Annotated in this window: 28 protein-coding genes and 1 tRNA gene; 10 read left to right on the forward strand and 19 right to left on the reverse strand. The window is 72.3% G+C overall.

Annotation, left to right across the window (positions count from 1 at the left end; translation table 11 throughout):
* Positions 1 to 11: 11 nt before the first annotated feature.
* The gene (locus ACFO0B_RS29745; RefSeq protein WP_378616695.1) at positions 12 to 185 is read left to right on the forward strand and encodes a hypothetical protein; all 174 of its coding nucleotides are present in this window, start codon (positions 12 to 14) and stop codon (positions 183 to 185) included.
* The gene (locus ACFO0B_RS29750; RefSeq protein WP_378616697.1) at positions 185 to 1,348 is read left to right on the forward strand and encodes a tyrosine-type recombinase/integrase; all 1,164 of its coding nucleotides are present in this window, start codon (positions 185 to 187) and stop codon (positions 1,346 to 1,348) included. Before ACFO0B_RS29745 ends, ACFO0B_RS29750 begins: the two co-directional genes overlap by 1 nt.
* Before the next feature lie 98 nt (positions 1,349 to 1,446).
* Here ACFO0B_RS29750 and ACFO0B_RS29755 read toward each other — a convergent pair.
* Positions 1,447 to 1,519: transfer RNA gene (locus ACFO0B_RS29755), tRNA-Asn, on the reverse strand.
* Positions 1,520 to 1,686: 167 nt separating this feature from the next.
* On the opposite strand from ACFO0B_RS29755, the gene ACFO0B_RS29760 reads away from it, so the two are divergent.
* A complete protein-coding gene (locus ACFO0B_RS29760) occupies positions 1,687 to 1,941 on the forward strand; it encodes a hypothetical protein (protein WP_378616699.1) in 255 nt (84 codons plus the stop codon).
* On the opposite strand, the gene dnaG is transcribed toward ACFO0B_RS29760, so the two are convergent.
* The 3 genes from dnaG to ACFO0B_RS29775 are packed head-to-tail and all read right to left on the reverse strand — an operon-like array spanning position 1,938 to position 5,787.
* The gene (dnaG, locus tag ACFO0B_RS29765) at positions 1,938 to 3,836 is read right to left on the reverse strand and encodes a DNA primase (protein WP_378616701.1); all 1,899 of its coding nucleotides are present in this window, start codon (positions 3,834 to 3,836) and stop codon (positions 1,938 to 1,940) included. The two genes, ACFO0B_RS29760 and dnaG, sit on opposite strands and share 4 nt — an antisense overlap.
* A gap of 14 nt (positions 3,837 to 3,850) precedes the next feature.
* Positions 3,851 to 5,095 (reverse strand): deoxyguanosinetriphosphate triphosphohydrolase, encoded by a 1,245-nt coding sequence (locus ACFO0B_RS29770; protein WP_378616703.1) that lies wholly within the window; start codon positions 5,093 to 5,095, stop codon positions 3,851 to 3,853.
* Complete coding sequence (locus ACFO0B_RS29775) at positions 5,092 to 5,787, reverse strand: YdcF family protein (protein WP_378616704.1); 696 nt, start codon at positions 5,785 to 5,787, stop codon at positions 5,092 to 5,094. Before ACFO0B_RS29775 ends, ACFO0B_RS29770 begins: the two co-directional genes overlap by 4 nt.
* Positions 5,788 to 5,927: 140 nt before the next feature.
* Between ACFO0B_RS29775 and ACFO0B_RS29780 the strand changes: the two genes are divergently transcribed.
* Entirely contained in the window at positions 5,928 to 6,785 is an 858-nt protein-coding gene (locus ACFO0B_RS29780; protein WP_378616705.1) for an NAD(P)-dependent oxidoreductase, read from the forward strand.
* Here the strand turns inward: ACFO0B_RS29780 and ACFO0B_RS29785 are convergent.
* Positions 6,763 to 7,110: a hypothetical protein gene (locus ACFO0B_RS29785; protein ID WP_378616707.1), complete on the reverse strand. Its 348-nt coding sequence runs from the start codon at positions 7,108 to 7,110 to the stop codon at positions 6,763 to 6,765. The genes ACFO0B_RS29780 and ACFO0B_RS29785 overlap by 23 nt on opposite strands.
* 30 nt (positions 7,111 to 7,140) lie before the next feature.
* Positions 7,141 to 7,815, reverse strand: a complete 675-nt coding sequence (locus ACFO0B_RS29790; RefSeq protein ID WP_378616708.1) for an MBL fold metallo-hydrolase — start codon at positions 7,813 to 7,815, stop codon at positions 7,141 to 7,143.
* Positions 7,816 to 7,864: 49 nt separating this feature from the next.
* Here ACFO0B_RS29790 and ACFO0B_RS29795 point away from each other — a divergent pair, with 49 nt between their 5' ends.
* Complete coding sequence (locus tag ACFO0B_RS29795) at positions 7,865 to 9,808, forward strand: TPM domain-containing protein (protein ID WP_378616710.1); 1,944 nt, start codon at positions 7,865 to 7,867, stop codon at positions 9,806 to 9,808.
* 76 nt (positions 9,809 to 9,884) lie between these two features.
* On the opposite strand, the gene ACFO0B_RS29800 is transcribed toward ACFO0B_RS29795, so the two are convergent.
* Positions 9,885 to 11,033 carry a phthiocerol/phthiodiolone dimycocerosyl transferase family protein gene (locus ACFO0B_RS29800; protein WP_378616712.1) on the reverse strand — a complete coding sequence of 383 codons (1,149 nt, stop codon included), beginning with the start codon at positions 11,031 to 11,033 and terminating at the stop codon, positions 9,885 to 9,887.
* Between the two features lie 281 nt (positions 11,034 to 11,314).
* Between ACFO0B_RS29800 and ACFO0B_RS29805 the strand changes: the two genes are divergently transcribed.
* Complete coding sequence (locus tag ACFO0B_RS29805) at positions 11,315 to 11,977, forward strand: DUF899 domain-containing protein (protein ID WP_378616714.1); 663 nt, start codon at positions 11,315 to 11,317, stop codon at positions 11,975 to 11,977.
* Here the strand turns inward: ACFO0B_RS29805 and ACFO0B_RS29810 are convergent, their stop codons facing one another.
* Positions 11,978 to 13,363, reverse strand: a complete 1,386-nt coding sequence (locus ACFO0B_RS29810; protein ID WP_378616716.1) for a glycine--tRNA ligase — start codon at positions 13,361 to 13,363, stop codon at positions 11,978 to 11,980. It abuts the gene before it with no gap.
* Between the two features lie 155 nt (positions 13,364 to 13,518).
* On the opposite strand from ACFO0B_RS29810, the gene ACFO0B_RS29815 reads away from it, so the two are divergent.
* Together ACFO0B_RS29815 and ACFO0B_RS29820 are read left to right on the forward strand one after the other, a co-directional pair.
* Positions 13,519 to 13,866 (forward strand): ArsR/SmtB family transcription factor, encoded by a 348-nt coding sequence (locus ACFO0B_RS29815; RefSeq protein ID WP_233016586.1) that lies wholly within the window; start codon positions 13,519 to 13,521, stop codon positions 13,864 to 13,866.
* Between the two features lie 2 nt (positions 13,867 to 13,868).
* A complete protein-coding gene (locus tag ACFO0B_RS29820) occupies positions 13,869 to 14,288 on the forward strand; it encodes a Fur family transcriptional regulator (protein WP_378616719.1) in 420 nt (139 codons plus the stop codon).
* 100 nt (positions 14,289 to 14,388) lie between these two features.
* Here ACFO0B_RS29820 and ACFO0B_RS29825 read toward each other — a convergent pair whose 3' ends face one another.
* Positions 14,389 to 15,360, reverse strand: a complete 972-nt coding sequence (locus tag ACFO0B_RS29825; protein ID WP_378616721.1) for a hypothetical protein — start codon at positions 15,358 to 15,360, stop codon at positions 14,389 to 14,391.
* Positions 15,361 to 15,461: 101 nt separating this feature from the next.
* Between ACFO0B_RS29825 and ACFO0B_RS29830 the strand changes: the two genes are divergently transcribed.
* Positions 15,462 to 16,061: a TetR/AcrR family transcriptional regulator gene (locus ACFO0B_RS29830; RefSeq protein WP_378616723.1), complete on the forward strand. Its 600-nt coding sequence runs from the start codon at positions 15,462 to 15,464 to the stop codon at positions 16,059 to 16,061.
* A gap of 1 nt (position 16,062) precedes the next feature.
* On the opposite strand, the gene ACFO0B_RS29835 is transcribed toward ACFO0B_RS29830, so the two are convergent.
* The 10 genes from ACFO0B_RS29835 to ACFO0B_RS29880 all read right to left on the reverse strand — a co-directional run bounded on the left by ACFO0B_RS29835 (position 16,063) and on the right by ACFO0B_RS29880 (position 24,125).
* Positions 16,063 to 16,455 carry a hypothetical protein gene (locus ACFO0B_RS29835; protein ID WP_378617291.1) on the reverse strand — a complete coding sequence of 131 codons (393 nt, stop codon included), beginning with the start codon at positions 16,453 to 16,455 and terminating at the stop codon, positions 16,063 to 16,065.
* Positions 16,456 to 16,475: 20 nt separating this feature from the next.
* Positions 16,476 to 17,297, reverse strand: a complete 822-nt coding sequence (locus ACFO0B_RS29840) for an isoprenyl transferase (RefSeq protein WP_378616725.1) — start codon at positions 17,295 to 17,297, stop codon at positions 16,476 to 16,478.
* A gap of 59 nt (positions 17,298 to 17,356) precedes the next feature.
* Positions 17,357 to 18,100, reverse strand: coding sequence for a DNA repair protein RecO (gene recO / locus ACFO0B_RS29845; RefSeq protein ID WP_378616727.1), 744 nt, complete (start codon positions 18,098 to 18,100; stop codon positions 17,357 to 17,359).
* Positions 18,101 to 18,130: 30 nt separating this feature from the next.
* Positions 18,131 to 18,595, reverse strand: a complete 465-nt coding sequence (locus ACFO0B_RS29850; RefSeq protein WP_378616729.1) for a hypothetical protein — start codon at positions 18,593 to 18,595, stop codon at positions 18,131 to 18,133.
* A 145-nt stretch (positions 18,596 to 18,740) separates the two neighbouring features.
* The gene (gene era, locus ACFO0B_RS29855) at positions 18,741 to 19,640 is read right to left on the reverse strand and encodes a GTPase Era (RefSeq protein ID WP_378616731.1); all 900 of its coding nucleotides are present in this window, start codon (positions 19,638 to 19,640) and stop codon (positions 18,741 to 18,743) included.
* The gene (locus ACFO0B_RS29860) at positions 19,633 to 19,989 is read right to left on the reverse strand and encodes a cytidine deaminase (RefSeq protein WP_378616733.1); all 357 of its coding nucleotides are present in this window, start codon (positions 19,987 to 19,989) and stop codon (positions 19,633 to 19,635) included. Before ACFO0B_RS29860 ends, era begins: the two co-directional genes overlap by 8 nt.
* A complete protein-coding gene (locus ACFO0B_RS29865; protein ID WP_378616735.1) occupies positions 19,986 to 21,416 on the reverse strand; it encodes a hemolysin family protein in 1,431 nt (476 codons plus the stop codon). The genes ACFO0B_RS29860 and ACFO0B_RS29865 overlap by 4 nt, the downstream gene beginning before the upstream one ends.
* Positions 21,413 to 21,967, reverse strand: coding sequence for an rRNA maturation RNase YbeY (ybeY, locus tag ACFO0B_RS29870; RefSeq protein WP_233016577.1), 555 nt, complete (start codon positions 21,965 to 21,967; stop codon positions 21,413 to 21,415). Before ybeY ends, ACFO0B_RS29865 begins: the two co-directional genes overlap by 4 nt.
* 22 nt (positions 21,968 to 21,989) lie before the next feature.
* Positions 21,990 to 23,015 carry a PhoH family protein gene (locus ACFO0B_RS29875; protein ID WP_378616737.1) on the reverse strand — a complete coding sequence of 342 codons (1,026 nt, stop codon included), beginning with the start codon at positions 23,013 to 23,015 and terminating at the stop codon, positions 21,990 to 21,992.
* 174 nt (positions 23,016 to 23,189) lie between these two features.
* Positions 23,190 to 24,125: a LysR family transcriptional regulator gene (locus tag ACFO0B_RS29880; protein WP_378616739.1), complete on the reverse strand. Its 936-nt coding sequence runs from the start codon at positions 24,123 to 24,125 to the stop codon at positions 23,190 to 23,192.
* Positions 24,126 to 24,214: 89 nt separating this feature from the next.
* Between ACFO0B_RS29880 and ACFO0B_RS29885 the strand changes: the two genes are divergently transcribed.
* On the forward strand, positions 24,215 to 25,423 hold the full coding sequence (locus tag ACFO0B_RS29885; protein ID WP_378616741.1) for an MFS transporter: 1,209 nt from the start codon (positions 24,215 to 24,217) through the stop codon (positions 25,421 to 25,423).
* The last annotated feature ends 202 nt before the right edge of the window (positions 25,424 to 25,625 follow it).

Below are 25,625 nucleotides of genomic sequence, written 5' to 3' on the forward strand. Positions count from 1 at the left end.
AGGTACCCGCCATGTCCAAGCTCCTGACCGAGCAGGAAGTCCGCAAGCTGATCCCGATCGGGCACAGCAAGTACTACGAACTCATCGGCACCGGCGCCCTCCGCTCGGTGAAGATCGGCCGCCGCCGCTTCGTCACCGAACAGGCCGTCACCGACTACATCGCCGGGCTGGACCGGGCTGCCTGATGCCGCGGCAACGCCTCGCCCCCGGTGAGTGGGGCAAGATCACGGTGACCGAGACGGGTCCGGGCAAGTTCACGGCTTCGACCTACGTGCGGGACGAGGACGGGGAGCGCAGGAAGGCTTCCCGAAGTGGCGTGAGCGCCGAGGACGCGCGACGAAACCTGCAACGCCACTTGAAGGTTCGCACGACGCCGCTGTCGGACTCGGTGGTCAACGACCGCACTACGCTGGCCGAGCTGTTCGAGCTGTGGCTCGCGTCGAAGAGCAACCTCAAGCGGCAATCGCAGCACCAGTACCGGCAGGCATGGAAGCGCAACGGCGCGAAGAAGCTGGGTGCGTTGCGGATTCGGGAGCTGCCGACGAGCCGGGCGGAACGGCATCTTGCCGCGGTCGCTGCTCGCTCGGCTTCCAATGCGAAGACGCTGCGGGTGGTGCTCGTCGGCATGTTCGCGATGGCGGTGCGCTTCGATGTGGTGGCGGTGAATCCGATCCGGGAGACGAGTCGGGCACCGGGAAAGCGGTCGAAAGTGCGCGCGCTGACTCCGGCGGAATTCGCGCAGGTGCGACGAGCCGTTCGGGAATTCCGTGACCAGGAGCGTCGGAACGGTCCAAAGCCGGGTCGCCAGCTGCCAGAGTTCGTGGATGTGCTGGTTTCGACCGGGTGCCGGCCGAACGAGATCCTGTCGCTGCGCTGGTCGGATGTGGATCTGTTGGCCGATCCGCCGACGATGACGGTCTCCGGCACGATGGTCGATCACGGCGCCATCGAGGGGGAAGCACTGCACCGGCAGGATGAGCGGAAAGGCGACGCGCCGGATCACACGGTGATCTTGCCAAGGCTGGCGGTGGAGGCGCTGACCACGCTGTTCGGGTCCGCGGCTGACCCGGATGCTCCGGTGTTCACGAACCGTGACGGCGGCTGGATGAGCCTGGCGAACCTCCGTCGCTCGCTGCGCGCCGCGTTGCCCGAGGAACTGCGGTGGGTGACGCCGCGGAGCTTCCGCCCGACGGTTGCGACGGTGGTGCGTGACCACCTCAGCCCGGCCGATGCGCAGGCGCAGTTGTCGCACGCCAAACTCGCTACGACCGAGCGGCACTACCTGGAGCGCAAGACCGTCGGCCCGGACGCTCGCACGGCGCTCGATCGGTACGCCGAGGGAAAGTAGCGAGTTGTTTGTAGTCGGAAAGTACCGAATTCCGGGCTCAATACCCCGGGAAGCGAAGAAGCCCCGCACCGCTTACGCTGGTGAGGGGCTTTTTTACGCTCCCCCATCTGGACTCGAACCAGAAACCTGCCGATTAACAGTCGGCTGCTCTGCCAATTGAGCTATAGGGGATCGGCGTGGCCATCCCTGTCCGGGCTGGCCGAGAGGAAACTTTAGCGTATGCACCGACGCCAGCCCAAATCGCGGTTCTAGCTGCGAACATGCCCGGATCGACAGGTGGGGCGGGGGTCGGGCAGGATGGTGGGCGCGGACAGGCGAATCGGGAGGAGCTCACAGGCATGCTGCGGTTGATCATCGGTGTCGCGGCCGGGTACGTGCTGGGTAGTAAGGCCGGGCGGGCGCGGTACGAGCAGATCTCGTCGGCGACGCGGGCGGTGGCCGGGAGCCCGGTGACGCGCAAGCTGGTGCTGGTCGGCAGGCAGCGGCTGTCGGATCGGTTGAGCACGCAGCAGAAGCTGGAGCCGATGGAGCCGCTGGACGAGCGCACCACGATCCTGGTGCCGCACGATCAGCTGCGGCGCGGGGCGCGCTAGCCGCTGGCGGCGAAGTCGCCGTGGTTGCCCATGGCCTGCGTGAGCAGGCTCTTGCGGTACTGCTCGAGCGCGACGAGGTCGCCGAAGAGCGCCATGTAGTCTTGGTCGGCGGAGGACACCCGCTGCAGCTTGGACTTGAGTTCCGCGATCTGCCTGCCGATCAGGGCTTCCTGGGCGCGGGCGAGCACGCCGGTGATGAAGCGCGGGATGTCGGCGTCGGTTTTCACCGGGAGCGGCTGGCCGGCCAGTTCGCTGATGAGGCCGCGCAGGGTGAGGTCGTCGGCGCGGTCGGCTACGGCGCTGACCCAGGCGGCGCCGTCCAGGCCGGCCGCGGTGCCGCCCGCTTCGGCGATCAGGGCGCGGACGGCGGCCAGGGCCGGGTGGGTGAAGACCTCGGGTTCCAGGGCGTCGAAGGCTGCTCCGGCGATGCCGGGGTACTGCAGCGCGGCGGCGAGGGCCTGGCGCTGCGGGATGAGCGCCGGGTCGGCCAGGGGGCTCGGCTCCGGGCGGGGGGCGGGGGCGGCGACGGTCGCGCCTGCCCTGCGGTGCTCGGTGCGGGGGCCGCGGCGGGCCTCCTCGCCGACGCGGCGCACCACGGTCTGGATGTCGTCCCAGCCGACCCAGCCTGCCAGTTTCGTCGCATACGCCTTGCGCAGCGCGTTGTCCTTGATCCGCGCCACCACCGGGACGGCCCGGCGCAGCGCCTCGACCTGGCCTTCGGCGGTGTCCAGGTTGTGCTCGGCGAGCAGGCCGCGGATGACGAACTCGTAGAGCGGGGTGCGGCGGGCCACCAGGTCGCGCAGGGCGGCGTCGCCGGAGTGCTGGCGCAGGTCGCAGGGGTCCTGGCCGTCGGGGGCGACGGCGATGTAGGTCTGCCCGGCCACCTTCTGGTCGCCGGAGAAGGCCTTGACCGCGGCGGCCTGGCCCGCGGCGTCGCCGTCGAAGGTGTAGATGATCTCGCCGCGCCAGAAGTTGTCGTCCATGAGCAGCCTGCGCAGGATGGCCATGTGGTCGTCGCCGAAGGCGGTGCCGCAGGAGGCGACGGCGGTCTTCACGCCGGCCAGGTGCATGGCCATGACGTCGGTGTAGCCCTCGACCACGACCGCCTGGTGGCCCTTGGCGATCTCGCGCTTGGCCAGATCCAGGCCGAAGAGCACCTGGGACTTCTTGTACAGCAGGGTGTCCGGCGTGTTGACGTACTTGCCGGGCATGGTGTCGTCGTCGAAGAGCTTGCGCGCGCCGAAGCCGATGACGTCGCCGCCGAGGTTCCGGAGCGGCCACAGCAGCCGCCGGTGGAACCGGTCGATCGGGCCGTGCCTGCCCTGCTTGGAGAGCCCGGCGGCCTCCAGCTCCTTGAACTCGAAGCCGCGGGTGAGCAGGTGCTTGCTGAGCGCGTCCCAGCCGCCGGGCGCGTAGCCGCAGCCGAACTGGCGGGCGGCGGCGGAGTCGAAGTTGCGCTCGGTGAGGTATTTCCTGGCGGCCTCGGCCTCCGGCTGGTTCAGCTGGGCCTGGTAGAACTCGTGCGCGGCGGCGTTGGCCGCGACCAGCCTGGCCCTGGTCCCGCGGTCGCGCTGCACCGAGGTGCCGCCGCCCTCGTAGTCGATCCGGTAGCCGAGCCGGTCGGCCATCTGCTCGACGGCCTCGACGAAGCCGATGTGCTCGATCTTCTGCAGGAAGGCGTAGACGTCGCCGCCCTCGCCGCAGCCGAAGCAGTGGAAGAGCCCGAGGTGCGGGCGCACGTGGAAGGACGGCGACTTCTCGTCGTGGAACGGGCAGAGCCCGCGCATGGACTGCGGCCCGGCGCTGCGCAGCGCGACGTACTCACCCACCACGTCCTCGATCCGGACGCGTTCTCTGATCGCCGCGATATCGCGGTCGGGAAGTCGTCCGGCCACGGGTCGAGTCTAGGTCAGCCGGGCAGCGTGGTGGCCACCCGCTCCAGGCGGCTCTCGGTGTAGGAGGCGATCTGGTCGACGATCACCCTGACCCGCGCGGTGTCGTCGTCGGCCGCCTTCCACCACGGCAGCAGCACCGGGTCGAGGTAGCGCGGGGCCGCGGCGAGCAGCGCGGTCGCGACGGCGAGGATGGTCTCGCGCTGCTCGGCCTGGCGCATCTTGTGCACCGGGTCGGACATGACGTAGCGCAGCGCGACGGTCTTCAGCACCGCGACCTCGGCGGCCACGATCCGCGGCACCTCGAGGTCGGCGGCGTAGCGGGTGAGCGGCCGCTCCCCCGCGACCCCCCGCGTCGCGGTGACGGCGGCGGTGGTGAAGCGCCCGACCAGCTCGCTGGTCAGCCGCTTGAGCGCGACCGAGGCGCGGAAGGTGGCGTCGTAGCCGGTGGCGTCGGCGACCACCGGCAGCTCCGAGAGGCGCTGGGCGGCGGCGCAGAGCTCGTCCACCGAGAGGTCGCGGCTGTGCCCGAGGTCGGCGAGGGCGCGCTGCTCGGCGGGGTCGGCGAGGGCGCGCAAGTCGATGCGGCCGGCGAGCACGCCGTCCTCGACGTCGTGCACCGAGTAGGCGACGTCGTCGGCCCAGTCCATGACCTGGCACTCCAGCGTCTGCCTGCGGGCGGGTGCGCCGTCGCGCACCCAGGCCAGCCGGTCGGCGTCGACGGCGTAGGCGCCGAACTTGCTGGCCGGGGCGGTACGTACCCACGGGTACTTGATCGCGGCGTCGAGCGCGGCCCTGGTGAGGTTGAGCCCGGCCGACGCGCCGTCCGGGGTGACCACCTTCGGCTCCAGCCGGGTGAGGATGCGCAGGTTCTGCGCGTTGCCCTCGAAGCCGCCGTACGCCTCGGCGAAGATGTCGAGCGCGCGCTCGCCGTTGTGGCCGTAGGGCGGGTGGCCGATGTCGTGCGCGAGCCCGGCCAGGTCGGCGAGGTCGGGGTCGCAGCCGAGGCCGTCGGCGATGCCGCGGCCGATCTGGGCGACCTCCAGCGAGTGGGTGAGCCTGGTACGCGGGGTGTCGCCCTCACGCGGCCCCATCACCTGGGTCTTGTCCGCGAGCCTGCGCAGCGCGGCGGAGTGCAGCACCCTGGCCCGGTCACGGGCGAACTCGGTGCGGTGCCCGGTCTCCTCGCTCGCGGGGCCGAGCCCCGCGGTCTTGGCCACCTCCCGGACCAGGCGGGCACGGTCGTGCTCGGTGTAGGTCATTGTCCCGCTGTGTATTCGAAGTCGGCGGAGAAGTGGGTGAGCTGGTACCAGAGCAGCGCGCCGGTCTCCCTGGCGATGCCGTGCGCCTGGGATTCGCGGGTGTAGACGGCGGGGCCGGAGCGGGTCGGCGCGGTCCAGGCGGCGAGCCCGGCGTCGCGGGCCATGGTGCGCGTGCGCAGCGAGTGCCAGGGGTCGCTGACCAGTGCCGCCGACGACCAGCCGCGCTCCCGCATGGCGGCGGCGACGGCCTCGATGCTGCGCAGCGTGTCCGAGCCGGTCTCCACCGCGAGGATCGCCTCCTCGGGGACGCCCTGGTCCATGAGGTAGTTCTTGCCGGAGGCCGCCTCGGTGTAGAGGTCGCCCTCCTGTTTGCCGCCGACCGTGATCACCACCGGCGCGACCCCGGCCTTGTAGAGCCGGTCGGCGCGCTCCAGCCTGGCCTCGAAGACCGACGAGGGGGTGCCGGAGTACTGCGCGGCGCCGAGCACGACGATGGCGTCGGCCGGGGTGTAGTCGTCGATCCGCGCCACCTGCCACACCCGGAACGCGGTGCCCCCGACCAGCACCATCGCCAGCAGCAGGGCGCCGAGGAAGAACCGCACGATCCAGCGCCACAGCGCCGCGCCGAAGCCGCGCCGCTGGTCGCGCGGCACCTGCGACAGCGGGCGGGTCTGCAGCCGAGCGGGATTCACGGGTCAAGTCTGCCAGGTCGGCGCCATACTCACCTCGGGGTAGGTAGCCAACGCCGAAGTGCGTACTTGTGGGGGTGCCCGGGGGTCGGGAGGATCGGTGGCGGCGCCGACCCCTTCCCTCCGATTTCCGGGAGTTTCGCATGACCCCATCCGTGACCGTGCTCGGTCAGGGCGCCATGGGCCGGGCGCTGGCCGCCGCGCTGCTCGCCGCCGGGCACCGCGCCGCCGTCTGGAACCGCACGCCCGGGCGGCCGGTGCCCGCGGGCACGCTGGAGTTGCCGCTGTCCGAGGCGCTGACCAGTGATCTCGTGATCGTGTGTCTGTTCGACCACGCGTCGATCCACGAGACGCTCGACCCGCATGCCGGGAAGCTCGCGGGGCGGGCCGTGGTCAACCTGACCAGCACCGAGCCCGCGAGCGCCAGGGAGCTGGCCGGGTGGGCGGCCGGGCACGGCATCGAGTACCTGGACGGCGGCATCATGGCGACCCCGGAGATGATCGGCGGGCCGGGCTCGTCGCTGCTCTACAGCGGGTCGGCCGCGGTGTTCGAGCGGTACCGGCCGGTGCTGGAGGTCTTCGGCGCGGCGGAGTACTTCGGCGCCGACGCCGGGCACGCCTCGCTGGTCGACTTCGCGCTGCTGGCCGGGATGTACACCATGTTCGCCGGTTTCTACCACGGCGCCGCGATGGTGCGGGCCGCCGGAATTCCCGCCGCGGAGTTCGCGCCCCGCGCGGCCGCCTGGATCTCGGCCGTCACCGGGTCGCTGCCGGAGATCGGGGCGAAGATCGACTCCGGGGACTACGCGGAGCCGTTCCAGCCGCTGACCTTCACCAAGGCGGCGCTGGACGCGATCGTCGGCGCCAGCCGGGAGGCGGGGGTGGATCTCGACATCATCGGGGCCGTGCGGAATCTCGCGGACCGGCAGATCGCGGCGGGGTTCGGCGGGCACAGCTCCGAGCGGATGTTCGAGAGCCTCAACCCACCTGCAGCCCGGTAGCCACCTTCACCTTCACCTGCTGCTCGGTGACCTCCTGCACGGTCACGTTCAACCCCTCCGCCGCCTGCGTGGTATCCCCCGCGGGCACCACCACCTGCTGGCCGGCGATCTCCAGGGTGACCAGATTGCCGTTCACCGCAACGAGTTCCGCGTCCACACCGAGGATGCTCGCGGACGCGGAGACGCCGCGCTCGAAGGTGACGACGCAGCCGGAGACATCGCAGGTGGTCTGCGAGCCCGGCCCCTGCGCGGTGCAGGCGGCGAGCAGCGCAGCCGCACCGGCGGCGAGCAGGGCGCGGGCGGACATACGGGTCGAAACGGGCATGGGGTCAGTGTAGGGATCCGGGGCGCCGGTTCACCATCCCCGCTCGCGCCACTCCTCGAGCTGCGGGCGCTCGGCGGCGAGGGTGGTGTCGTCGCCGTGGCCGGGGTAGACCAGCGCGTCCTCGTAGCGCTCGAAGAGCTTGGTGCGGACGCCGGTGAGCAGGGAGTCGAAGCTCTCGGCGCCGGAGGTCTTGCCGACGCCGCCGGGGAAGAGGCAGTCGCCGGTGAAGATGTGCACGGTGCCGTCGCCGTCGCGCAGGACCAGCGCGACCGAGCCGGGGGTGTGGCCCCGCAGGTGCACGATGTCGAAGCGGAGCTCGCCGACCTCGACGGTGTCGCCGTCGGCGAGCAGCCGGTCGGGGGTGACCGGGAGCGGGTCGGCGTCCAGGGCGTGCGCGGCGGTGGGGGCGCCGGTGGCGGCGGCGACGTCGGCGAGCGCCTGCCAGTGGTCGCCGTGCTGGTGCGTGGTGACGATCAGCTCGACCCGGTCCTTCGCCTCCTGGGCGAGCAGGGCGCGAAGTCGCTCGGGTTCGTTGGCGGCGTCGATGAGCAGCGCGGCGCCGGTGGCGGCGCACTGCACCAGGTAGCTGTTGTTGTCCATCGGGCCGACCGACAGTTTGACGATGCGCGCGCCGGGGACGTCGCGCTGCTGCGGGTTCGATCCCGGAGAGACATGGCCGGTGTAGGGCTTGTCGATCGTGATCACGGTTCGATGCTAGCCAGCGCGCGGCGCGCGGTCTGGTTGGATCGGGGCCATGTCGGTGCTGAAGGTGCGCGTGGTTCTGCTGCTCGCGGTGTTGTTCGCCCTGCTTCCGGTCGCTCCGGCGGGCGCCGAGCCGCCGGAGCGGATCGGGCCGCACGTGCTGGATCGGGCGAATGCGCTCGACACCGCGGGCAGCGACCGGGTGAACGCCGCGGTCGACAACCTCTACGGCAACCACCAGGTGCGGCTCTGGGTGGTCTACGTGCGCGACTTCGACGGCATGGCGCCGCAGAGCTGGGCGGAGCGCACCGCGGCGCTCTCCGGCTTCGGCTCGCGTGACCTGCTGCTCGCGGTCGCCACCGAGGACCGGGCGTACTGGTTCGACGGCGAGCTGCCGTCCGGGCTCAGCGCCGGCGAGCTGGACGACGTCCTGGCCGAGCGGGTCGAGCCGGAGCTGCGCGCGGCGCGCTGGGCGGGGGCTGGGGTCGCCGCGGCCGACGGCATCGACGGGGCGCTGCGCGGCGGCGGGGTGAGCCCGGTGGGGCTGGTGATCGTGGTCGTGCTGGTGGTCGCGGCGGCCGCGGGGCTGGTCGTGTGGTCGCGGGTTCGGCGGAAGCGCAGGCGCGCGGCGGAATTGGCGGCGGCGCGCACTCTGGATCCGGACAATGTCGCCGCCTTCGGCGCGCTCTCGCTGGAGACGTTGCACGCCCGCTCGCGAGAGGTGCTGGTCGAGCTGGACGATGCCATCCGCACCAGCGGCGAGGAGCTGGAGATCGCCACCGGCGAGTTCGGCGCCACCGCGACCACCCCGTTCCGCGCCGCGCTGGACAGCGCGCGGCAGGCGGCGAGCCGCGCCTTCCAGATCAGGCAGCAGCTGGACGACGCCGTCCCGGAGACGCCCGACGAGCAGCGCACGCTACTGCTCGAGCTGCTCGGCACGGTCGGCGGGGCGGATCGCGAACTGGACGGGCGGGTCGAGGAGTTCGACGCCATGCGGGACCTGCTGCTGAACGGCGGCGCCCGGCTGGACGCGCTCACCCGCGACCTGGTCGAGCTCACCGGAGCGGTGCCCGGCGCCGAGGCCGAGCTGGCCCGGCTCGCCGGCACCTACCCGGCGAGCACGCTGATCTCGGTCCAGGGCAATGTGGCGGCCGCGCGGGAGCGGATCACGTTCGGGGAGCGGGCGATCGATGCCGGGCGGGCGGCGCTGGCGCGGCCGGTCGGCGAGCAGGGCGAGGCGGTGGCGGCGATCCGCACCGCCGAGGCGGCGCTCGGACAGGCGCGCACGCTGCTCGGAGCCATCGCGACGGCGGCCGCCGATATCGCCTCCGCGCGGGCCGGGCTGTCCGCCGCGCTCGCCGAGTTGCGCGCGGATCTGGAGACCGCGGCCGGGCTCGCCGCGCACGGCGGGCCGCCGCTCGCCGACGCGCGCACGGCCGCGCAGGCGGCGCTGACCGGTGCCGAGGCTGCCGCGGAGAGCGACCCGCTCGGGGCCTTCCGCGCGGTGGTGCGCGCCGACGGCGAGCTGGACCGGGTGATCGCCGCCGCCACCGAGCACCGGCGGGCCGAGGAGGAGTTGCGCGGGCGGTTGGAGCACGCCCTCACCGCCGCGCGCGGCCAGATCGCGGCCGCGGGCGATTTCGTCGGCACCAGGCGCGGCGCGGTGGACGCGCAGGCCCGCACCCGGCTCTCCGAGGCGCAGCGCCGGCTCGACGAAGCGCAGCGGCTGGCCGCGGGCGACCCCGCCGCGGCGCTGGAGAACGCCCGCGCTGCCGCGGAGCTCGGCGGCACCGCGCTGCGCGCGGCGCAGGCCGATGTGCAGCGCTGGGAGGCGAGCCGGGCGCCGTCCGGCGGGAGCCGGGCGGGCGCGGTGCTCGGCGGCATCCTGGTGGAGGGTTTGCTGCGCGGTGCCGCGGGCGGTGGCGGCGGGTACCGGCCGCGCTCCTACGGCGGGTCGTCCGGGTCGCGGCGGATCGGCCGCGGCGGCCGGTTCTGAGCCGGGGCGCCACCCGGGCGACACCGGTCCGGCCCGGATCGGTCAGGCGCACTCGGTGCGCGGCGCCGCCCCGCGCTCAGGCGACCGGGACCCCCTCGACCAGCAGGTCCAGCTCCGCGCGGACCGCCGCCGCCATCCGCTCCGGATCACCACCCCCGAGCACCCCGACGCTCAACCGCCCGGCGTAGGTGTACACCAGGAACGTCACCGCGGCGCTCGCCCCCGCCGACGGCCGGGGATGCGCGGAGAGGTAGACGATCTCGTAGTCGGTCAGGTGCAGCCCGGCGGGCACCGTGAAGGGCCGCACGGCACCGGTATTGGTGATCGCGACGTGCCCGGCCAGCGAATGCACCCGCCGATCGCCGTAGAAATCCGGGAAGTGCAGCACCGACTGCTGCACGATGCCCTCCGCGAGGTCGTGTTGCAGCGTGCTGCTCACCCGCTGGGCCAGCTCGATCGGGTCGTCAGCGCGGTCGATCCCGGCCGCGAAGCCGGTGAGCCCGGCCATATTGGTGCCGCCGACGGCATCCACCCGGCGGCCGAGCCGGGAGCGCAGATCCACCGGGTAGACACAGCCGACCGGCCCGCGCGCCGGTGCGAGTTCTGCGAAGGCGCGCAGCAGCGCGGCGGTCACCACGCCGTTCATCGAGACCCCGTGCGCGCGGGCGAATCCGGTGAGCCGCGCGGTCGCCGCCTGGTCGAGGACGAGGCGGTAGGGCCGGGCCAGCGCCTGCGGCCCCGGCGTGTGCCCGGCGGGCGGCGGTGGCGGCGGCGCCGGAGCGATCACGTTCTCCAGCCCGGAGACGCCCGCCCGGCTCAGCCCGCTGTCGAGCACGTGCTGCTCCAGCGGGAGCGGCAGCGGATGCTCGAGCACGGTGACCCGCCCGTACTCGGCCCGCTCGGTGTAGAGCTCCCACAGCCGGGCGAAGAGCGCGAGGCAGTGCCCCGCGTCGGCGACCGCGTGGTGCACGTACAGCGTCACCCGGGCCAGGCCGCGGTCGCGCACCACGTCCAGGTAGCCGAGCGCGCGGTCCGGGCGCAGCGCGCGGCGCGGCAGCGACACCACCGCGGGGTCACCGGTGGCGAGCCAGAGCCGGGGCGCGCGGCCGCGCGGCGCGAGCAGCAGGGCCGGGTCGGCGGCGATGCGGCAGCGCAGGATCGGATACGACGCCTGCAGGTCGGCGAAGGCTCTTCGGAGCACCCGGATGTTCACGGCGCCGGACACCGCGACGGAACGTCCCGTGAACGTTCCGTGCCGAACGAATCGCTCCTCCGACGGCGCCAGTTCGCGCACTACGTCGACCTTCTCCCGCAACACATCCGCAAGGGTGCGGCAACCGGGGTCCGGATGCAATCCGGATCGCCGTCCCACCGTGCGAATACTGCGAATCCCCGGCAACCGCCCGGAAAACTCCCCTCGCGCCCCGGCATCCGGCTAGCAACCAATCCGCAGCGGCCGCGGGAACGAACCCGTGACACATCCCCGAGCGGCGAAGGAGAAGACCTGTGGCGCGTCCGGTCGTGGCGAGCCGAGCCGAGTGGCTCGCGGCCCGCGAAGAACTGCTCGCCGAGGAGAAGGCCGTCACCGGGGCCATGGACGCGCTCGCCGCGCGCAGGCGGGCGCTGCCCATGGTCCCGGTGTCGAAGGACTACGTGTTCGAGGGGCCGGACGGCCGGGTGCGGCTGGCCGAGCTCTTCGCCGGTCGCAGGCAGCTGATCGTCTACCACCTGATGTGGGAGTGGGATCGGGACGAGGGCTGCCCCGGCTGCGCGGCGGTGCTGGACAGCATCGGCGGGCTGGCCCGATTACCCGGGCACGACACCGCGTTCGCGGCGATCAGCCGCGGCCCGTGGGAGCGGCTGGCCGGATACCACGCCCGGCACGGCTGGAGCTTCCCGACGGTGTCGTCGTTCGGCACCGACTTCAACTACGACTTCCACGCCTCGCTGGACGCCGACATCGCGCCGGTCCGCTACAACTACCGCTCCGCCAGGGAGCACGCGCTCGCCGGACGGCCGCCCGCCGACGAGCAGCCCGGCCTCAGCGTCTTCTGGCGCGACGACGACGATGCCCTCTTCCACACCTACTCGGCCTACGCGCGCGGCATCGACCCGCTGAACGGCGCGCAGGCCCTGCTCGACCTCACGCCGCTCGGCCGGCCGCGCTGATCAGGCGCCGATCAGGTGCTGGGCCAGGTACCCCTCGACCTTGTCCAGCGCGATCCGCTCCTGCGCCATGGAATCCCGCTCGCGCACCGTGACGGCCTGGTCCTCCAGGGTGTCGAAGTCGACGGTGATGCAGAACGGGGTGCCGATCTCGTCCTGGCGCCGGTAGCGGCGGCCGATGGCGCCTGCGTCGTCGAAGTCGACGTTCCAGTTCCGGCGCAGCTGCGCGGCGAGGTCCTTGGCCTTCGGGGTCAGGTCGGCATTGCGGGAGAGCGGCAGCACCGCGGCCTTGACCGGCGAGAGCCTGCGGTCCAGCCGGAGCACGGTGCGCACGTCGACCCCGCCCTTGGCGTTCGGCGCCTCGTCCTCGGCGTAGGCGTCGACCAGGAAGGCCATCAGCGAGCGGGTGAGCCCGGCCGCCGGCTCGATCACGTACGGGATGTAGCGCTCGCCCGCGGCCTGGTCGAAGTAGCTCAGGTCGGCGCCGGAGTGCTCGGCGTGCGTGCGCAGGTCGTAGTCGGTGCGGTTGGCCAGCCCCTCCAGCTCGCCCCACTCGCTGCCCTGGAAGCGGAAGCGGTACTCGATGTCGACCGTCCGGGTCGAGTAGTGCGAGAGCTTCTCCTTGGGATGCTCGAAGAGCCGCAGGTTCTCCGGGTCGATGCCGAGGTCGGTGTACCAGGCCAGCCGGGTGTCGATCCAGTACTGGTGCCACTTCTCGTCCTCGCCCGGCTTGACGAAGAACTCCATCTCCATCTGCTCGAACTCGCGGGTGCGGAAGATGAAGTTGCCCGGGCTGATCTCGTTGCGGAAACTCTTGCCGATCTGCGCGATGCCGAACGGCGGCTTCTTGCGCGCGGTGGTCTCGACGTTCTTGTAGTTGACGAAGATGCCCTGCGCGGTCTCCGGGCGCAGGTAGTGCAGCCCCTCCGCGTCGTCCACCGGGCCGAGGAAGGTCTTGAGCAGGCCGGAGAAGTTGCGCGGCTCGGTCCACCTACCCGGGTCGCCGGTCTCCGGATCGCGGATGTCGGCGAGGCCGTTGGCGGGCGGGTGGCCGTGCTTCTCCTCGTACGCCTCCAGCAGGTGGTCGGCGCGGTACCGCTTGTGCGTGATCAGCGACTCGACCAGCGGATCGCTGAAGGTCGCGACGTGGCCGGAGGCCTCCCAGACCTGCCGCGGCAGGATCACCGAGGAGTCGAGCCCGACGACGTCGTCGCGGCTGGTGACCATCGAGCGCCACCACTGGCGCTTGATGTTCTCCTTCAGCTCGACGCCGAGCGGGCCGTAATCCCAGGCCGACTTGGTGCCGCCGTAGATCTCACCGCACGGGTACACCAGACCCCGGCGCTTGGCGAGGTTGGCAACGGTGTCCACCTTCGACTTGGGTGCCACGCGAGAATTCTCCGTTCGTCAGAATCGGGCCGGTTGCTCGTGCTTTCAGCCTAAACGCCCGCGCATTCCCGGCCGTCACCAGCACAGCCATGAAGCGTGTCCGTTTGACATGCGCAATAGTGCATATCAAAATGGGATCGCTTTCCGATAAGGAGATGGTCCCGATGACAGCCGCCGTGCCGCACAACCCCTATCGTTCCCCCGCCCCGGCGCCGGTGCCGAGCCGGGCCGTCCTCGAGGACGCCGGCGAACTGCTGCGCGCCCTCGCCGCCCCCGTTCGCATCGCGATCGTGTTGCAATTGCGGGAGTCGCCGCGCTGCGTGCACGAACTGGTGGACGCGCTCGGCGTCACCCAGCCGCTGGTGAGCCAGCACCTGCGGATCCTCAAGGCGGCGGGGGTGGTGCACGGCGAGCGATCGGGCCGGGAGGTGCTCTACGAGCTGGTCGACGACCACCTGGCGCACATCGTCGTGGACGCCGTCGCCCACGCCGAGGAAGGATGACCGTGACCGAGAAGTCCGCCGCCTCGAAGGCGGTCGGGGTGCGCAGCACACGCCAGCGCAATGCCATCGCGGCGCTGCTGCACGATATCGAGGAGTTCCGCTCCGCCCAGGAGCTGCACGACGAGCTGCGCAAGCGCGGCGAGGGCATCGGGCTCACCACCGTCTACCGCACCCTGCAGTCGCTCTCCGACGCGGGCATGGTCGACGTGCTGCGCACCGACACCGGCGAATCCGTCTACCGGCAGTGCTCCACCGGGCACCATCACCACCTGGTCTGCCGCAGCTGCGGCCGGACCGTCGAGGTGGCGGGCCCCGCCGTCGAGGCATGGGCCGACGCCACCGCCGCGGAGCACGGCTTCACCGAGGTCAGCCACACCCTGGAGATCTTCGGCACCTGCGACGGCTGCCTGCGCGCGCGCTGAGTGAGCCCCGCCCGAGCAGAGCGGCCCCCGTCGCGCCCGGCCCGGCACCTGCGAAGCGGGCCGCGCTCCGTAGAACCCGGCCCGCTCGCGACCCGCCCGATCAGGCCGGCTGCGGAACAGCGCGCTCCCGCTCCGGCTCGGACTTCCGCTCCCTGACCACCCCGACCCCGAGCAGCGCGAGCGCGGCGCCCGCCCAGACCAGCAGCACCAGCAGCGGCCCACCGGCCCCCGCCCCGCCGAAGAAGGCGACCGAGCGGAGCAGCGAGACCGCGGCACCCGGCGGCAGCGCCTGACCGATCGCGCTCCACGGCTGCGGCAGCAGCTCCGGTGCCGAGGTCGCCGCGGAGAACGGGTTGCCGACCAGCAGCATGGTGAGCGCGGCGATGCCGATCCCGGCCCGGCCGACCGCGGTCGCCAGCCCGGCCACCGCCCCCGCCACCGCGAACGAGACCAGCCCCGCGACCGCCGCCGACTCCACGTACGCCCCGGGCAGGATGGACAGCCACCCCTGCGCGATCACCATGCTCAGCAGCCCGCCTGCCACCGCGAAGCCGAACACCCCGGCGATCCGCGCCGAGGCGGCCGGAATCAGCAGGCTGAGCAGCACCCCCGCCGCGATCCCCGACATCACCAGCGGCAGCACCATGGCACCGAAGCCCGCGCCGCGCGGGTCATCCGGATCGGCGGGGACGACGTCCTCCACCGCGGTGGCCGCCTGCGCACCGGAGAGCTGCTGCGCGAGCTGGGTGAGCTGCTGCGCCACCAGCGGGCTCGCCCCGGAGGCCACCAGCACCCGCGGCGGCTGCTCGCCGGTGAGGATCGCCCCGTAGACCTCGCGCCCGGTGAGCGCGGTGCGCGCCGCGGCCTCGTCGGCGACGGTGCGCGGCTCGATGGCGCCCGGGCTGCGCGCCGCCAGCCGCTCCGCCACCTGCGCCGCACCCGGCCCGGCCACGGCGACCGGCAGATCGCGCGGGGCCGTGTGCACGGCCGGCCAGGCGAAGGCGATCAGCATCAGCGCCTGGAGCAGGGCCGCTCCGATACCGACGGCTACCGCGCGCTGCGGGATGTTCATGACGGCTCCCCATAAATCGAATGTTCGTTCTTTTAGTTACCCCACGGTCGCACCCGGCCCCGGCAGTTGTCAAGAACGAACATTCGTTTTAGTTTGGAACCATGCCGAGAGTCAGCGAGGAACACCTGGAACGCCGCAGGCAGCAGATCGTCGACGCGGCGCAGCGCTGTTTCGCGCGCAAGGGCTTCCACCAGTCCTCGATGCAGGACGTCTTCGCCGAGGCGGGGCTCTCGGCCGGCGCGGTGTACCGCTACTTCAAGAGCAAGGACGAGCTGGTCGCGGCGCTGGCCTCGAACGCGGGCACCGATATCAGGGCCGTCTTGATCGAGGCCGTCCGGCGCGATCCGCTGCCGACGCCCGCCGAAGTGATCGGCGCGGTGACCGCGTGGATGTCGGAGAACACCGGCCCGGAGGGGCGGCTGCGGCTGGCGCCGCAGGCCTGGACACTGGCGCTCACCGACCCGGAGGCGGCCGGCTACGTCAAGCTGGCCATGACCGGGATCCGCGGCATGTGGCGGGAGTACGCGCAGCGGATGTTGGACGAGGGCTGGCTGCCCGCCGACACCGACCTGGACGCGGTGGCGGCGGTCCTGTTCGGGCTGCTCCCCGGCTTCCTGCTGCAGTTCCTCATCGTCGGCGACCTGGATCCGCGGGCGCTGGAGCGCGGCGTGCGCAGCCTGCTTCCCTACGGCCCGGCCTGAGTCAGGCCGGGACGAGCAGCCCCTGGCGGGCCTTGCCCGCGCCGGAGAGCACCAGCAGCAGCATGGTGCCGAGGGCGCCGTCGTTCAGCCCGACCGCGGGGAAGGTGTAGCGCAGGACGACGTCGGCGAGCTTCTCCCTGGTGACCACCACGATCGAGCCGAACTGCAGCGTGGCGTTGCGCTCCGCGACCCGCTTGTGCAGCTGCGGCTTGAGCGGGCGGTCCCAGGCGAGCACGCAGGTGAGGGTGAGCACGTCCAGCCCGGGGGCGAGGGTGACGGCATCCAGCGAGCAGAGCGCGCCCTCGTAGTCGAATCGCAGCGAGCCGTCGTTGTCCACCCGCACGTCGACGTCGTAGACGGAGAGCACCGCGCCCGCCGACGCCTTGAGTTCCATCGCGGGGTCGAGTGATCCGCTCACTTGGCAGCCCCGAAGCGCCGGTCCCGGCGGGCGTAGGCCAGGCAGGCATCCCACAGATTGCGCCGGTCGAAGTCGGGGAAAAGCGTCTCCTGGAAGACGAATTCGGCGTACGCGGACTGCCAGAGCAGGAAGTTCGAGGTGCGGAACTCGCCGGAGGGGCGGAGGAAGAGGTCGACGTCGGGCATGTCCGGCTCGTCCAGGAAACGCGCCACCGTCGACTCGTCGACCTTCTCCGGGTCGAGCTCGCCCGCCGCCACCCGGCGCGCGATCTCCCGTGCGGCGTCGGCGATCTCGGCGCGGCCGCCGTAGTTGACGCACATGGTCAGCGTCATCACGGTGTTGTCCCTGGTGAGTTCCTCGGCGACCTCGAGCTCCTTGATCACGCTGCGCCACAGCCGCGGTCGCCGCCCGGCCCAGCGCACCCGGACGCCGAGCTCGTGCATCTCGTCCCTGCGGCGGCGGATGACGTCCCGGTTGAAGCCCATCAGGAAGCGGACCTCGTCCGGGCTGCGCCGCCAGTTCTCGGTGGAGAAGGCGTAGGCGCTGAGCCACTTGACGCCGATCTCGATGCAGCCCTCGACGGTGTCCATGAGCACCGCCTCGCCGCGCTCGTGCCCCGCCGTGCGGGCCAGCCCGCGCTCCTGCGCCCAGCGGCCGTTGCCGTCCATGACCAGCGCGACGTGCGCGGGCACCAGCTCCGGCGGCAGCTCCGGCGGACGGGCACCCGACGGGTGCGGCGACGGCGGGCGGACGGTGCGCGGGCCGTCGGACAGTGCGCTGCCCGTTCCGGACCCGGAGGAGTCGCGACGGAGGATCACGCCCCCATCCTGCCCGATGCCGGCGCCGCGGTGTAGCGGCCTCCCGACGGACGGCGCCGTCAGGGGGTCGCCGGCGTGCGCTCCAGCAGCGGCAGGGTGCGCAGCCGGCGTTCGAGGTGCCATTGGAGGTGCGCGGCGACCAGCCCGCTGGCCCGGGTGCGTACCGGAACGGGCACCGCCTCGACCTTCTCCCACTCCCCGCGCAGCAGCGCGACCAGCAGCTCCAGCGCCCCCTCCGGCGGGTTGGACGCTCCCGGCGGGCGGCAGTGCACGCACACCGCGCCCCCGGCGGCGACGTGGAAGGCGCGGTGCGGGCCGGGGGTGGCGCACTTGGCGCACTCGTCCAGCGCGGGCGCCCAGCCCGCGAACCCCATGGCCCGCAGCAGGAAGGCGTCCAGGATCAGCTCGTGCGGCCGCTGCCCCGCGGCGATGGCGCGCAGCGCGCTCGCGGTGAGCGCGTGCAGCCTGGGCGCGGGCGCGCGCTCCTCGCCTGCCAGCCGCTCTGCGGTCTCCAGCACCGCGCAGGCGGTGGTGTAGCGGCCGTAGTCGGCGACGATGTCGGCGGCGAAGGCCTCGACGGTGTGCACCTGGGTGACGGTGTCGAGGGTGCGCCCCGGGTACAGCTGCACGTCGACGTAGGCGAACGGCTCCAGCCGCGCCCCGAACCGCGAGCCGGTGCGCCGCACCCCCTTGGCCACCGCACGGACCAGCCCGTTGCGCCGGGTCAGCAGCGTGACGATGCGGTCGGCCTCGCCCAGCTTGTGCTGGCGAACCACCACCGCCTCATCCCGATACGAACGCACCGGCCCATCCTCGCACGGACCGGGGACAGCTCAGCGAACCGGCGGCACACCCACCGTGGCGGTCACCGCGACCACCTGGATCTGCTCCAGCGTCTGCCCGAGCGCCGCCAGCCGGGCGACCACGCCCAGCCGGTGCTCCGGCGAGCCGGGGCGGACCAGCACCGGCGGCCCGGCATTGCGCGGCCGGACGAAGGCGCCGTGCTCGCTCACGTACCGCATCGGCACGCCGTCGCGCACCGCGCGGTAGGCGTCCAGATCGAGGTCGGCGTGGCGCACCGGGTCGATGTGCAGCTCGGCGAGCTGCCGCTCGGCCTGGGCCAGCCGCAGCGCGCGATCCTCCGGATCCAGGTAGCGCACCCACTGCCCGATCCGGAGGCGGTAGGCGTCCACCGCGTCGCGGAGCAGCTCTCGGTGCCGCTCGGCGACCGCGGCCAGCTCGGGCACCTCTCCGGCCACCCGATCGAACGCCGGGTGCCCGGTGTAGAGATCGGTCATCTTCGCCCCCAAACCTCGGTCGCGAATAGTGCTGCGCCACAACCTGATCGGGATATCGCAGAGCACCATTGTGCCCTACGGGAGCGGGGAGCGGAACGAATCGGGCGGTGCGGGGGCGGTGCCGGGGCGGAAAACGGCCAGCGGGTCAGAAGCCGAGGCGGCGCAGCTGCTTCGGATCGCGCTGCCAATCCTTGGCGACCTTGACGTGCAGGTCCAGGTAGATCCGGGTGCCGAGGATGTGTTCGATCTGCTTGCGGGCGCTGGTCCCGACCTGCTTGAGCCGGGAACCCCCCTTGCCGATGATGATGGCCTTCTGGCTCGACCGCTCGACGTAGAGCAGGGCGTGCACGTCGAGCAGGTCGTCCCGGTCCTCGCGCGGCGACACCTCCTCGATGACAACGGCGAGCGAGTGCGGCAGCTCGTCCCGGACGCCCTCCAGCGCGGCCTCCCGGATGAGCTCGGCCATCAGGGTCTCCTCCGGCTCGTCGGTGAGCTCGCCGTCCGGGTAGAAGGCAGGGCCCTCCGGCATCAGCGAGGCGATCACGTCGACCAGCACCTCGACCTGCTCGCCGCGCACCGCGGAGACCGGGACCAGCTCGGAGTCGGGGCCGAGCAGCTTCGAGACGGCGAGCAGCTGCGCCGCCACCTCGTCCCGGCTCACCTTGTCGATCTTGGTGACCACGCCGATGACCGTGGTCTTCGGCGCCATCTGCCGGATCTGCTGCACGATCCAGCGGTCGCCGGGGCCGATCTTCTCGTCCGCCGGGATGCACAGCGCGATCACGTCGACCTCGGAGTAGGTGTCGCGAACGAGGTCGTTGAGGCGCGCGCCGAGCAGCGTGCGCGGGCGGTGCAGCCCGGGGGTGTCCACCAGGATGAGCTGCGCGTGCTCGCGGTGCACGATGCCGCGGATGGTGTGCCGCGTGGTCTGCGGGCGGGACGAGGTGATCGCGATCTTCTGCCCGACGAGCGCGTTCGTCAGCGTCGACTTGCCGGTGTTCGGGCGGCCGATGAAACAGACGAAGCCGGAGCGGAATTCAGGCACCGGACACCTCGGCCGCGGCGTCGTCGACGATGTCGAAGACCGAGCCGGAGCGGTCGGCGAAGACGATCCGCGCGCTCGCCGAGACCTCGCGGACCGCGGGCACCCCGGCGTCCTTGAACTGCCCGCCGACCACGACGGCGGCCTCGAAGCCATCGGCGCCGCTGGAGATCGCGGCCGCGACGGCGGCCTGCAGCGCGGTCAGCCGCAGCTCCTGCAGCCCCACCTCGCCCGCGGCGTAGGTGCGGCCGTCGGTGTCCCTGACGGCGGCGCCTGCCGCGCCCCCGGTCCGGCCCATCGCCCCACGCGCGAGCGTGAGCAGTTTGGTGTCCTCGGCGTCGAGCTCGGTCATTCGGATCCCTCCTGGTCGCGGTCGGCCGTCGTCGCACGGCTCGATCCGTTCTGCGCTGCCTCCGCCGTCGCGGGCTCGCCGCGGTCCTTCCGGCGGCCACCCTTGTCGGCGCCCCGATCCTTGCGCCCGCGCTCGCCCTCGCGCGGGTTCTCGCCGCGCTCGTCGTCGCCCGCGGCCTTCTCCCGGCGCACCACCACGGTCTGCACCCGCATCCGGCCGCGGGCGTCCGGGCCCCCTTCGCCGCGCAGCACCAGCCCGTGCGCGGTCACCTTCGAGCCGGGCAGCGGCACCCGGCCCAGCTCGTGCGCGAGCAGCCCGCCGACCGTGTCGACCTCCTCGTCGGCGATCTGCACGCCGAACAGCTCGGCCAGATCCTGCACCGGCAGCCGCGCCGAGACCCGGTAGCGGCCGTCGCCGAGGTCCTCGATCGGCGGCGTCTCGCCGATGTCGTACTCGTCGGCGATCTCGCCGACGATCTCCTCCAGCACGTCCTCGATGGTGACCAGCCCGGCGATGCCGCCGTACTCGTCCACCAGCAGCGCCATGTGGTTGCGCCTGCGCTGCATCTCGTCGAGCAGGCTGTCCAGCGGCTTGGAGTCCGGCATGAAGACGGCGGGGCGCATCACCTCGCTGACCCGCACCTTGCGGCTGCGGTCGGCGTAGGGCACCAGGTCCTTGAGGTAGACGACGCCGAGGATGTCGTCGACGTTCTCTCCGATCACCGGCATCCGGGAGTGCCCGCTGCGCACCGCGAGCGACATGGCCTGGGCCGCGGTCTTGTCCGCCTCGATCCAGATCATCTCGGTGCGCGGCACCATGACCGCGCGGGCCGCGGTGTCGCCCAGCTCGAAGACCGATTGGATCATCCGGCGCTCCTCGTCGGCGACCACGCCGCGCTCACCGGCCATCTCGACCACCTCGCGCAGCTCGATCTCGGAGGCGAACGGGCCGTTGCGGAAGCCGCGGCCCGGCGTGATCGCGTTGCCGATCAGGATGAGCAGCCTGCTCACCGGGCCGAGCAGCACACCGATCAGCTGCAGCGGCAGCGCCGCGGCCAGCGCGATGGAGTAGGCGTGCTGGCGGCCGAGGGTGCGCGGCCCGACGCCGATCACCACGTAGTCGACCAGCACCATGACCACGGCGGTGCCGAGCAGCGCCCAGCCGTCCGCCCAGACGTCCAGCAGCGCGGCCGCGAGCAGCACCGTCGCGGTGATCTCGCAGAGCACCCGGAGCAGCACCATGAGGTTCACGTAGCGCGGGCGGTCGTCCATGATCCGGAGCAGCCGGGCGGCCCCGGCGCGCTCGGCGCGCACCATGTCGTCCAGCCGCGCCCTGGAGACGGTGTTGAGCGCGGCGTCCAGCCCGGCGAAGAGCCCGCCCGCGGGCACGAGCAGCACCGCGAGCACGATCAGCGTCGCGGAGCTCACGCCTGCCCCGGTGTCTCGCCCGGCGTGGTGAAGCCGGTCTTGCCGAGCAGCCTGGTGTCCCGTTCGGCCAGCTCGGCGCGGTACCGCGCCTCGCGCAGGCTCTCGTACCACTCCTCGAGCAGCCGGGCCTGCAGGGCGAACATCTCCTTCTCCTCGTCCGGCTCGGCGTGGTCGTAGCCGAGCAGGTGCAGCACGCCGTGCACGGTGAGCAGCGCCAGCTCGTGCTGCAGCGAGTGCCCGGCCTTGCTGGCCTGCCCGGCGGCGAACTCCGGGCAGAGCACGATGTCGCCGAGCATGGAGGGGCCGGGCTCCGGGCTGTCCGGGCGCCCGCCCGGCTCCAGCTCGTCCATCGGGAAGGACATCACGTCGGTGGGGCCGGGCAGGTCCATCCAGCGCACGTGCAGATCCGCCATGGTGTCCAGATCCACGAGAACCATCGACAACTCGGCGGCCGGGTGGACGTCCATGCGCGCGATGGCGAAGCGCGCGACGCCCACCAGATCCTCTTCGGGGACGTCGAACCCCGACTCGTTGGCGATCTCGATGCTCACCTGCACAGGGTAGGCAATCGGATCAGCGGCGGTCCCCCCGGCTGGCGGCTCGGCGTTCCGCCCGGTTCCCCGGGTAGTGCGGCACCGGCGGCCGCACCTCCGACTCGAACCGGTCGTAGGCGTCGACGATCTCCGACACCAGCCGGTGCCGCACCACATCGCTGCTGGTGAGCTGAGCGAAGTGGATGTCGTCGATGTCGGTGAGGATCTCGCTGGCCGCGCGCAGCCCGGACCGTGCCCCGCCGGGCAGATCGACCTGCGTGACGTCGCCCGTCACCACGATCTTCGAGCCGAAGCCGAGCCTGGTCAGGAACATCTTCATCTGCTCGGCCGTGGTGTTCTGCGCCTCGTCCAGCACGATGAAGGAGTCATTCAGCGTGCGCCCGCGCATGTACGCCAGCGGCGCCACCTCGATCACGCCCGCCGCCATGAGCTTGGGGATCGCCTCGGGATCCATCATGTCGTGCAGCGCGTCGTAGAGCGGCCGCAGATACGGGTCGATCTTCTCGTTCAGCGTGCCGGGCAGGAAGCCGAGCCGCTCGCCCGCCTCCACCGCCGGCCGGGTGAGGATGATCCGGTTGACCTGCTTGGTCTGCAGCGCCTGCACCGCCTTGGCCATGGCCAGGTAGGTCTTGCCGGTGCCGGCCGGGCCGATGCCGAAGACCACGGTGTTGTTGTCGATGGCGTCGACGTAGCGCTTCTGGTTCAGCGTCTTGGGCCGGATGGTCTTGCCGCGCCGGGACAGGATGTCCAGGCTGAGCACCTCGGCCGGGGACTCCTCGCTGCCCTCGGTGAGCATGGCGACCGTGTGCCGCACGGTGTCCGGCGTGATGCCCTTGTTCTTGCCGGTGAGCGAGACCAGCTCGCCGATGATCCGCTCCGCCAGCGCCACCTCGGCCGGACGGCCGGTGAGCGTCACCGAGCTGCCCCTGACGTGGATGTCCGCCTCGAGCAACCGCTCCAGCTCGCGCAGATTCTCATCCGCCGATCCGAGGAGCGGGAACACCGATTCGGGGGCCAGTTCGAGGCTGGAGCGCACGCTCTTCATGGCCGGAGCGGCATTGTCGTCGTTGCCGGATGCGCCCGGGTAGGGCCGGGCTCCGGAAGTGTTGCCGAATTCGTCTGGTGTTCGCAAAAGTCGCCGCAGCCTCTTTCGATCTCGGGGGGACCAGGGGGGCGGGGGCTGCCGCTCGCGGATACCGGCCCCTTCCCGACTCGCAGTTTACCGCCCGGTACCGACAGCCGACAGGAAATATGCCCCCGGCGAACGATGTGCCGCCCAGCCCTGGATCGCGGTGCGGAACCGGCGCGCCGCCTCCGGCATCGGCCGGTCCGCTGCCCATACCAGTCCGACCTCGCGGACGGCGCCCGGATCGGCCAGCGGCACCCTGGCGACCGCCGGGCTCGGGGTCGCGCCCGGTGGCGGGTCCTCCAGCGGCACCAGCGCGACGCCGAGTCCGGCCGCCACCAACCCGGTCACCGTCACCAGGTCGCTCGATTCGAACGCGATGCGCGGGTGCAGCCCGGCAGCAGCGGCGAGTTCGTCCAGCAGCCTGCGCATGCCGTAGCCGTGCCGCATGGCGATGACCTCCTCGCCTGCCAGATCGGCGAGGGTCGTCTGGCGCCGCCCGGCCAGCCGGTGCCCGGCGGGGACCGCGAGCACCAGCGGCTGGCGCAGCAGCCCGGACCAGCCGAGCCCCGGTTCGGCGGGGCGCGGCGAGACCACCGCGAGGTCGGCGTCGCCGTCCAGCACCATACGGGTGATGGTGCCCGCGGCGTCCTGGTGCAGCGAGACCGTGACCCGCCCCGCCTGCCTGCGGAAATCGCCGACCAGCTGGGGTACCAGCCAGCTGCCGAAGGAGTGCAGGAAGGCGAGCCGCACGGTGCCCTCGGCCGGGTCGGCGAGGTCGGCGACGGCCCTGGCGCCCGCGTCCAGCTCGATGCGGGCGCGGCGGGCGTGCTCGTAGTAGGCCCGGCCCAACTCGTTCAACCGGAGCCGCTTGCCGATGCGGTCGAAGAGCCGCACGCCGAGCCTGCGCTCCAGCCGGGCCAGCATCCGGGAGAGCGTGGGCTGCGCGAGGTGCAACCGGTCGGCGGTGGCGCCGACGTGCTCGAGTTCGGCGAGTGTGATGAACCACGTCAGGTCGTCACCGAGCACGCTGTCACCTTTGCTAATGCGTATTCTGTATCAACTTGTCCGTAATTATGCATTTCCTTCGCCGATCGTGTCCGGCGCAGGCTGGCGACATGAGCGGACCGAGCGGACGGGAGCGGCGGATCGTCACCGCGCTCTTCGCGGCGGGGCTGACCACCTTCGCCTCGATGTACAGCGCGCAGGCGCTGCTGCCGAGCCTCGCGGCGGCATTCGGAGTGGCGCCCGCGCAGGCGGCGCTCGCCGTCTCGCTCACCACCGGTTTCCTGGCGCTGGCGATCATCCCGGTGAGCGCGCTCTCCGGACGGTTCGGGCGGACCAGGGTGATGGTCTGGTCCGCCGCGGTCTCCGCGGGCATCGGGCTGCTGCTCCCGCTGGCGCCGACGCTCGACGTGCTGCTCGCCGCGCGCGCGGTGCAGGGCATCACGCTCGCCGGGGTGCCCGCCGTTGCCATGGCCTACCTGGCGGAGGAGATCGACGCGGGCCGGTTGGGCGCCGCCATGGGCGTCTACGTCTCCGGCACCACGCTGGGCGGGCTGACCGGCCGGCTGATCCCGGCCTTCGCGCTCGACCACACCTCGTGGCGCTGGGCGCAGGCGCTGATCGCGGTGGTCGGGGCGCTGTGCACGGTGTGGTTCGTGCGGGTGCTGCCCGCCTCGCGCGGGTTTCGGCCGTCGACCACGGGGTTATGGCGCGAACTGCTGGCCCAGTGCCGCCGACCGCAGCTGCTCGCGCTGTTCGCGCTGGCCTTCGTGCTGATGGGCGGGTTCGTCTCGGTCTACAACTACCTGGGGTTCCGGCTGCTCGCCGAGCCGTTCGGGCTGCCGGCGAGCGTAGCCGGGCTGGTGTTCGTGCTGTATCTGGCGGGGACCGTCGCCTCGACGACCGCGGGGCGGCTCGCCGATCGTTTCGGGCGCGGGCCGGTGCTGGTCGGGTCGGTCGTGCTCACCGCGGTGGGCGCCGCGCTGTCGCTGCCGGATCGGCTACCGCTGGTTCTGGTGGGAATCCTGCTGTTCACGGCTGGTTTCTTCGGCGCGCACGCGGTCGCGAGCGCCTGGGTGGGGGTGGCGGCGGTGGGCGGGAATCGCGCGGCGGCCTCGTCGCTGTACCTGTTCTGCTACTACCTGGGGAGCGCGGTGCTCGGCGGGTTGTCCGGGCTGGCGTTCGCGGGGTTCGGGTGGGCCGGGTTGGTCGGTGGAGTCGGGGTGCTGCTGGTGCTGGCCGGGGGTGCGGTGGTCGTTGTTGTTCGGGGTGAGCGAGTCGGGCCGGGGGTGGAGGTCGAACTGGCCGGGGCGGGGCGGTAGCGGGCCGGCTTCAGGTCGATCCGACTTCCGGCCGGCCCGGCGACGGCGACCGCGAGGCAGAGCGACCAGTGCGCAGCACGCAGGCATCCGGCGCCGCTCGATGCGCTCGCCGTGCGCGCTCCGCCTGTTCGTCCCCGCCGGAGCGAGACGCGCGCGTTCGCCGCACTCGCTCGTGTACTCCGGCGCAAGGGGAGCGCCGCGA

This window comes from Nocardia jiangsuensis, from assembly GCF_042650385.1.
Classification (GTDB): Bacteria; Actinomycetota; Actinomycetes; order Mycobacteriales; family Mycobacteriaceae; genus Nocardia; species Nocardia jiangsuensis.

Coding starts and splice junctions, on each gene's coding strand:
- ACFO0B_RS29745 (WP_378616695.1), top strand. CDS start 12: ATGTCCAAGCTCCTGACCGAGCAGGAAGTCCGCAAGCTGATCCCGATC.
- ACFO0B_RS29750 (WP_378616697.1), top strand. CDS start 185: ATGCCGCGGCAACGCCTCGCCCCCGGTGAGTGGGGCAAGATCACGGTG.
- ACFO0B_RS29760 (WP_378616699.1), top strand. CDS start 1,687: ATGCTGCGGTTGATCATCGGTGTCGCGGCCGGGTACGTGCTGGGTAGT.
- ACFO0B_RS29770 (WP_378616703.1), bottom strand. CDS start 5,095: ATGACCTACACCGAGCACGACCGTGCCCGCCTGGTCCGGGAGGTGGCC.
- ACFO0B_RS29780 (WP_378616705.1), top strand. CDS start 5,928: ATGACCCCATCCGTGACCGTGCTCGGTCAGGGCGCCATGGGCCGGGCG.
- ACFO0B_RS29785 (WP_378616707.1), bottom strand. CDS start 7,110: ATGCCCGTTTCGACCCGTATGTCCGCCCGCGCCCTGCTCGCCGCCGGT.
- ACFO0B_RS29795 (WP_378616710.1), top strand. CDS start 7,865: ATGTCGGTGCTGAAGGTGCGCGTGGTTCTGCTGCTCGCGGTGTTGTTC.
- ACFO0B_RS29815 (WP_233016586.1), top strand. CDS start 13,519: ATGGTCCCGATGACAGCCGCCGTGCCGCACAACCCCTATCGTTCCCCC.
- ACFO0B_RS29825 (WP_378616721.1), bottom strand. CDS start 15,360: ATGAACATCCCGCAGCGCGCGGTAGCCGTCGGTATCGGAGCGGCCCTG.
- ACFO0B_RS29830 (WP_378616723.1), top strand. CDS start 15,462: ATGCCGAGAGTCAGCGAGGAACACCTGGAACGCCGCAGGCAGCAGATC.
- ACFO0B_RS29835 (WP_378617291.1), bottom strand. CDS start 16,455: ATGGAACTCAAGGCGTCGGCGGGCGCGGTGCTCTCCGTCTACGACGTC.
- ACFO0B_RS29850 (WP_378616729.1), bottom strand. CDS start 18,595: ATGACCGATCTCTACACCGGGCACCCGGCGTTCGATCGGGTGGCCGGA.
- ACFO0B_RS29860 (WP_378616733.1), bottom strand. CDS start 19,989: ATGACCGAGCTCGACGCCGAGGACACCAAACTGCTCACGCTCGCGCGT.
- ACFO0B_RS29875 (WP_378616737.1), bottom strand. CDS start 23,015: ATGAAGAGCGTGCGCTCCAGCCTCGAACTGGCCCCCGAATCGGTGTTC.
- ACFO0B_RS29885 (WP_378616741.1), top strand. CDS start 24,215: ATGAGCGGACCGAGCGGACGGGAGCGGCGGATCGTCACCGCGCTCTTC.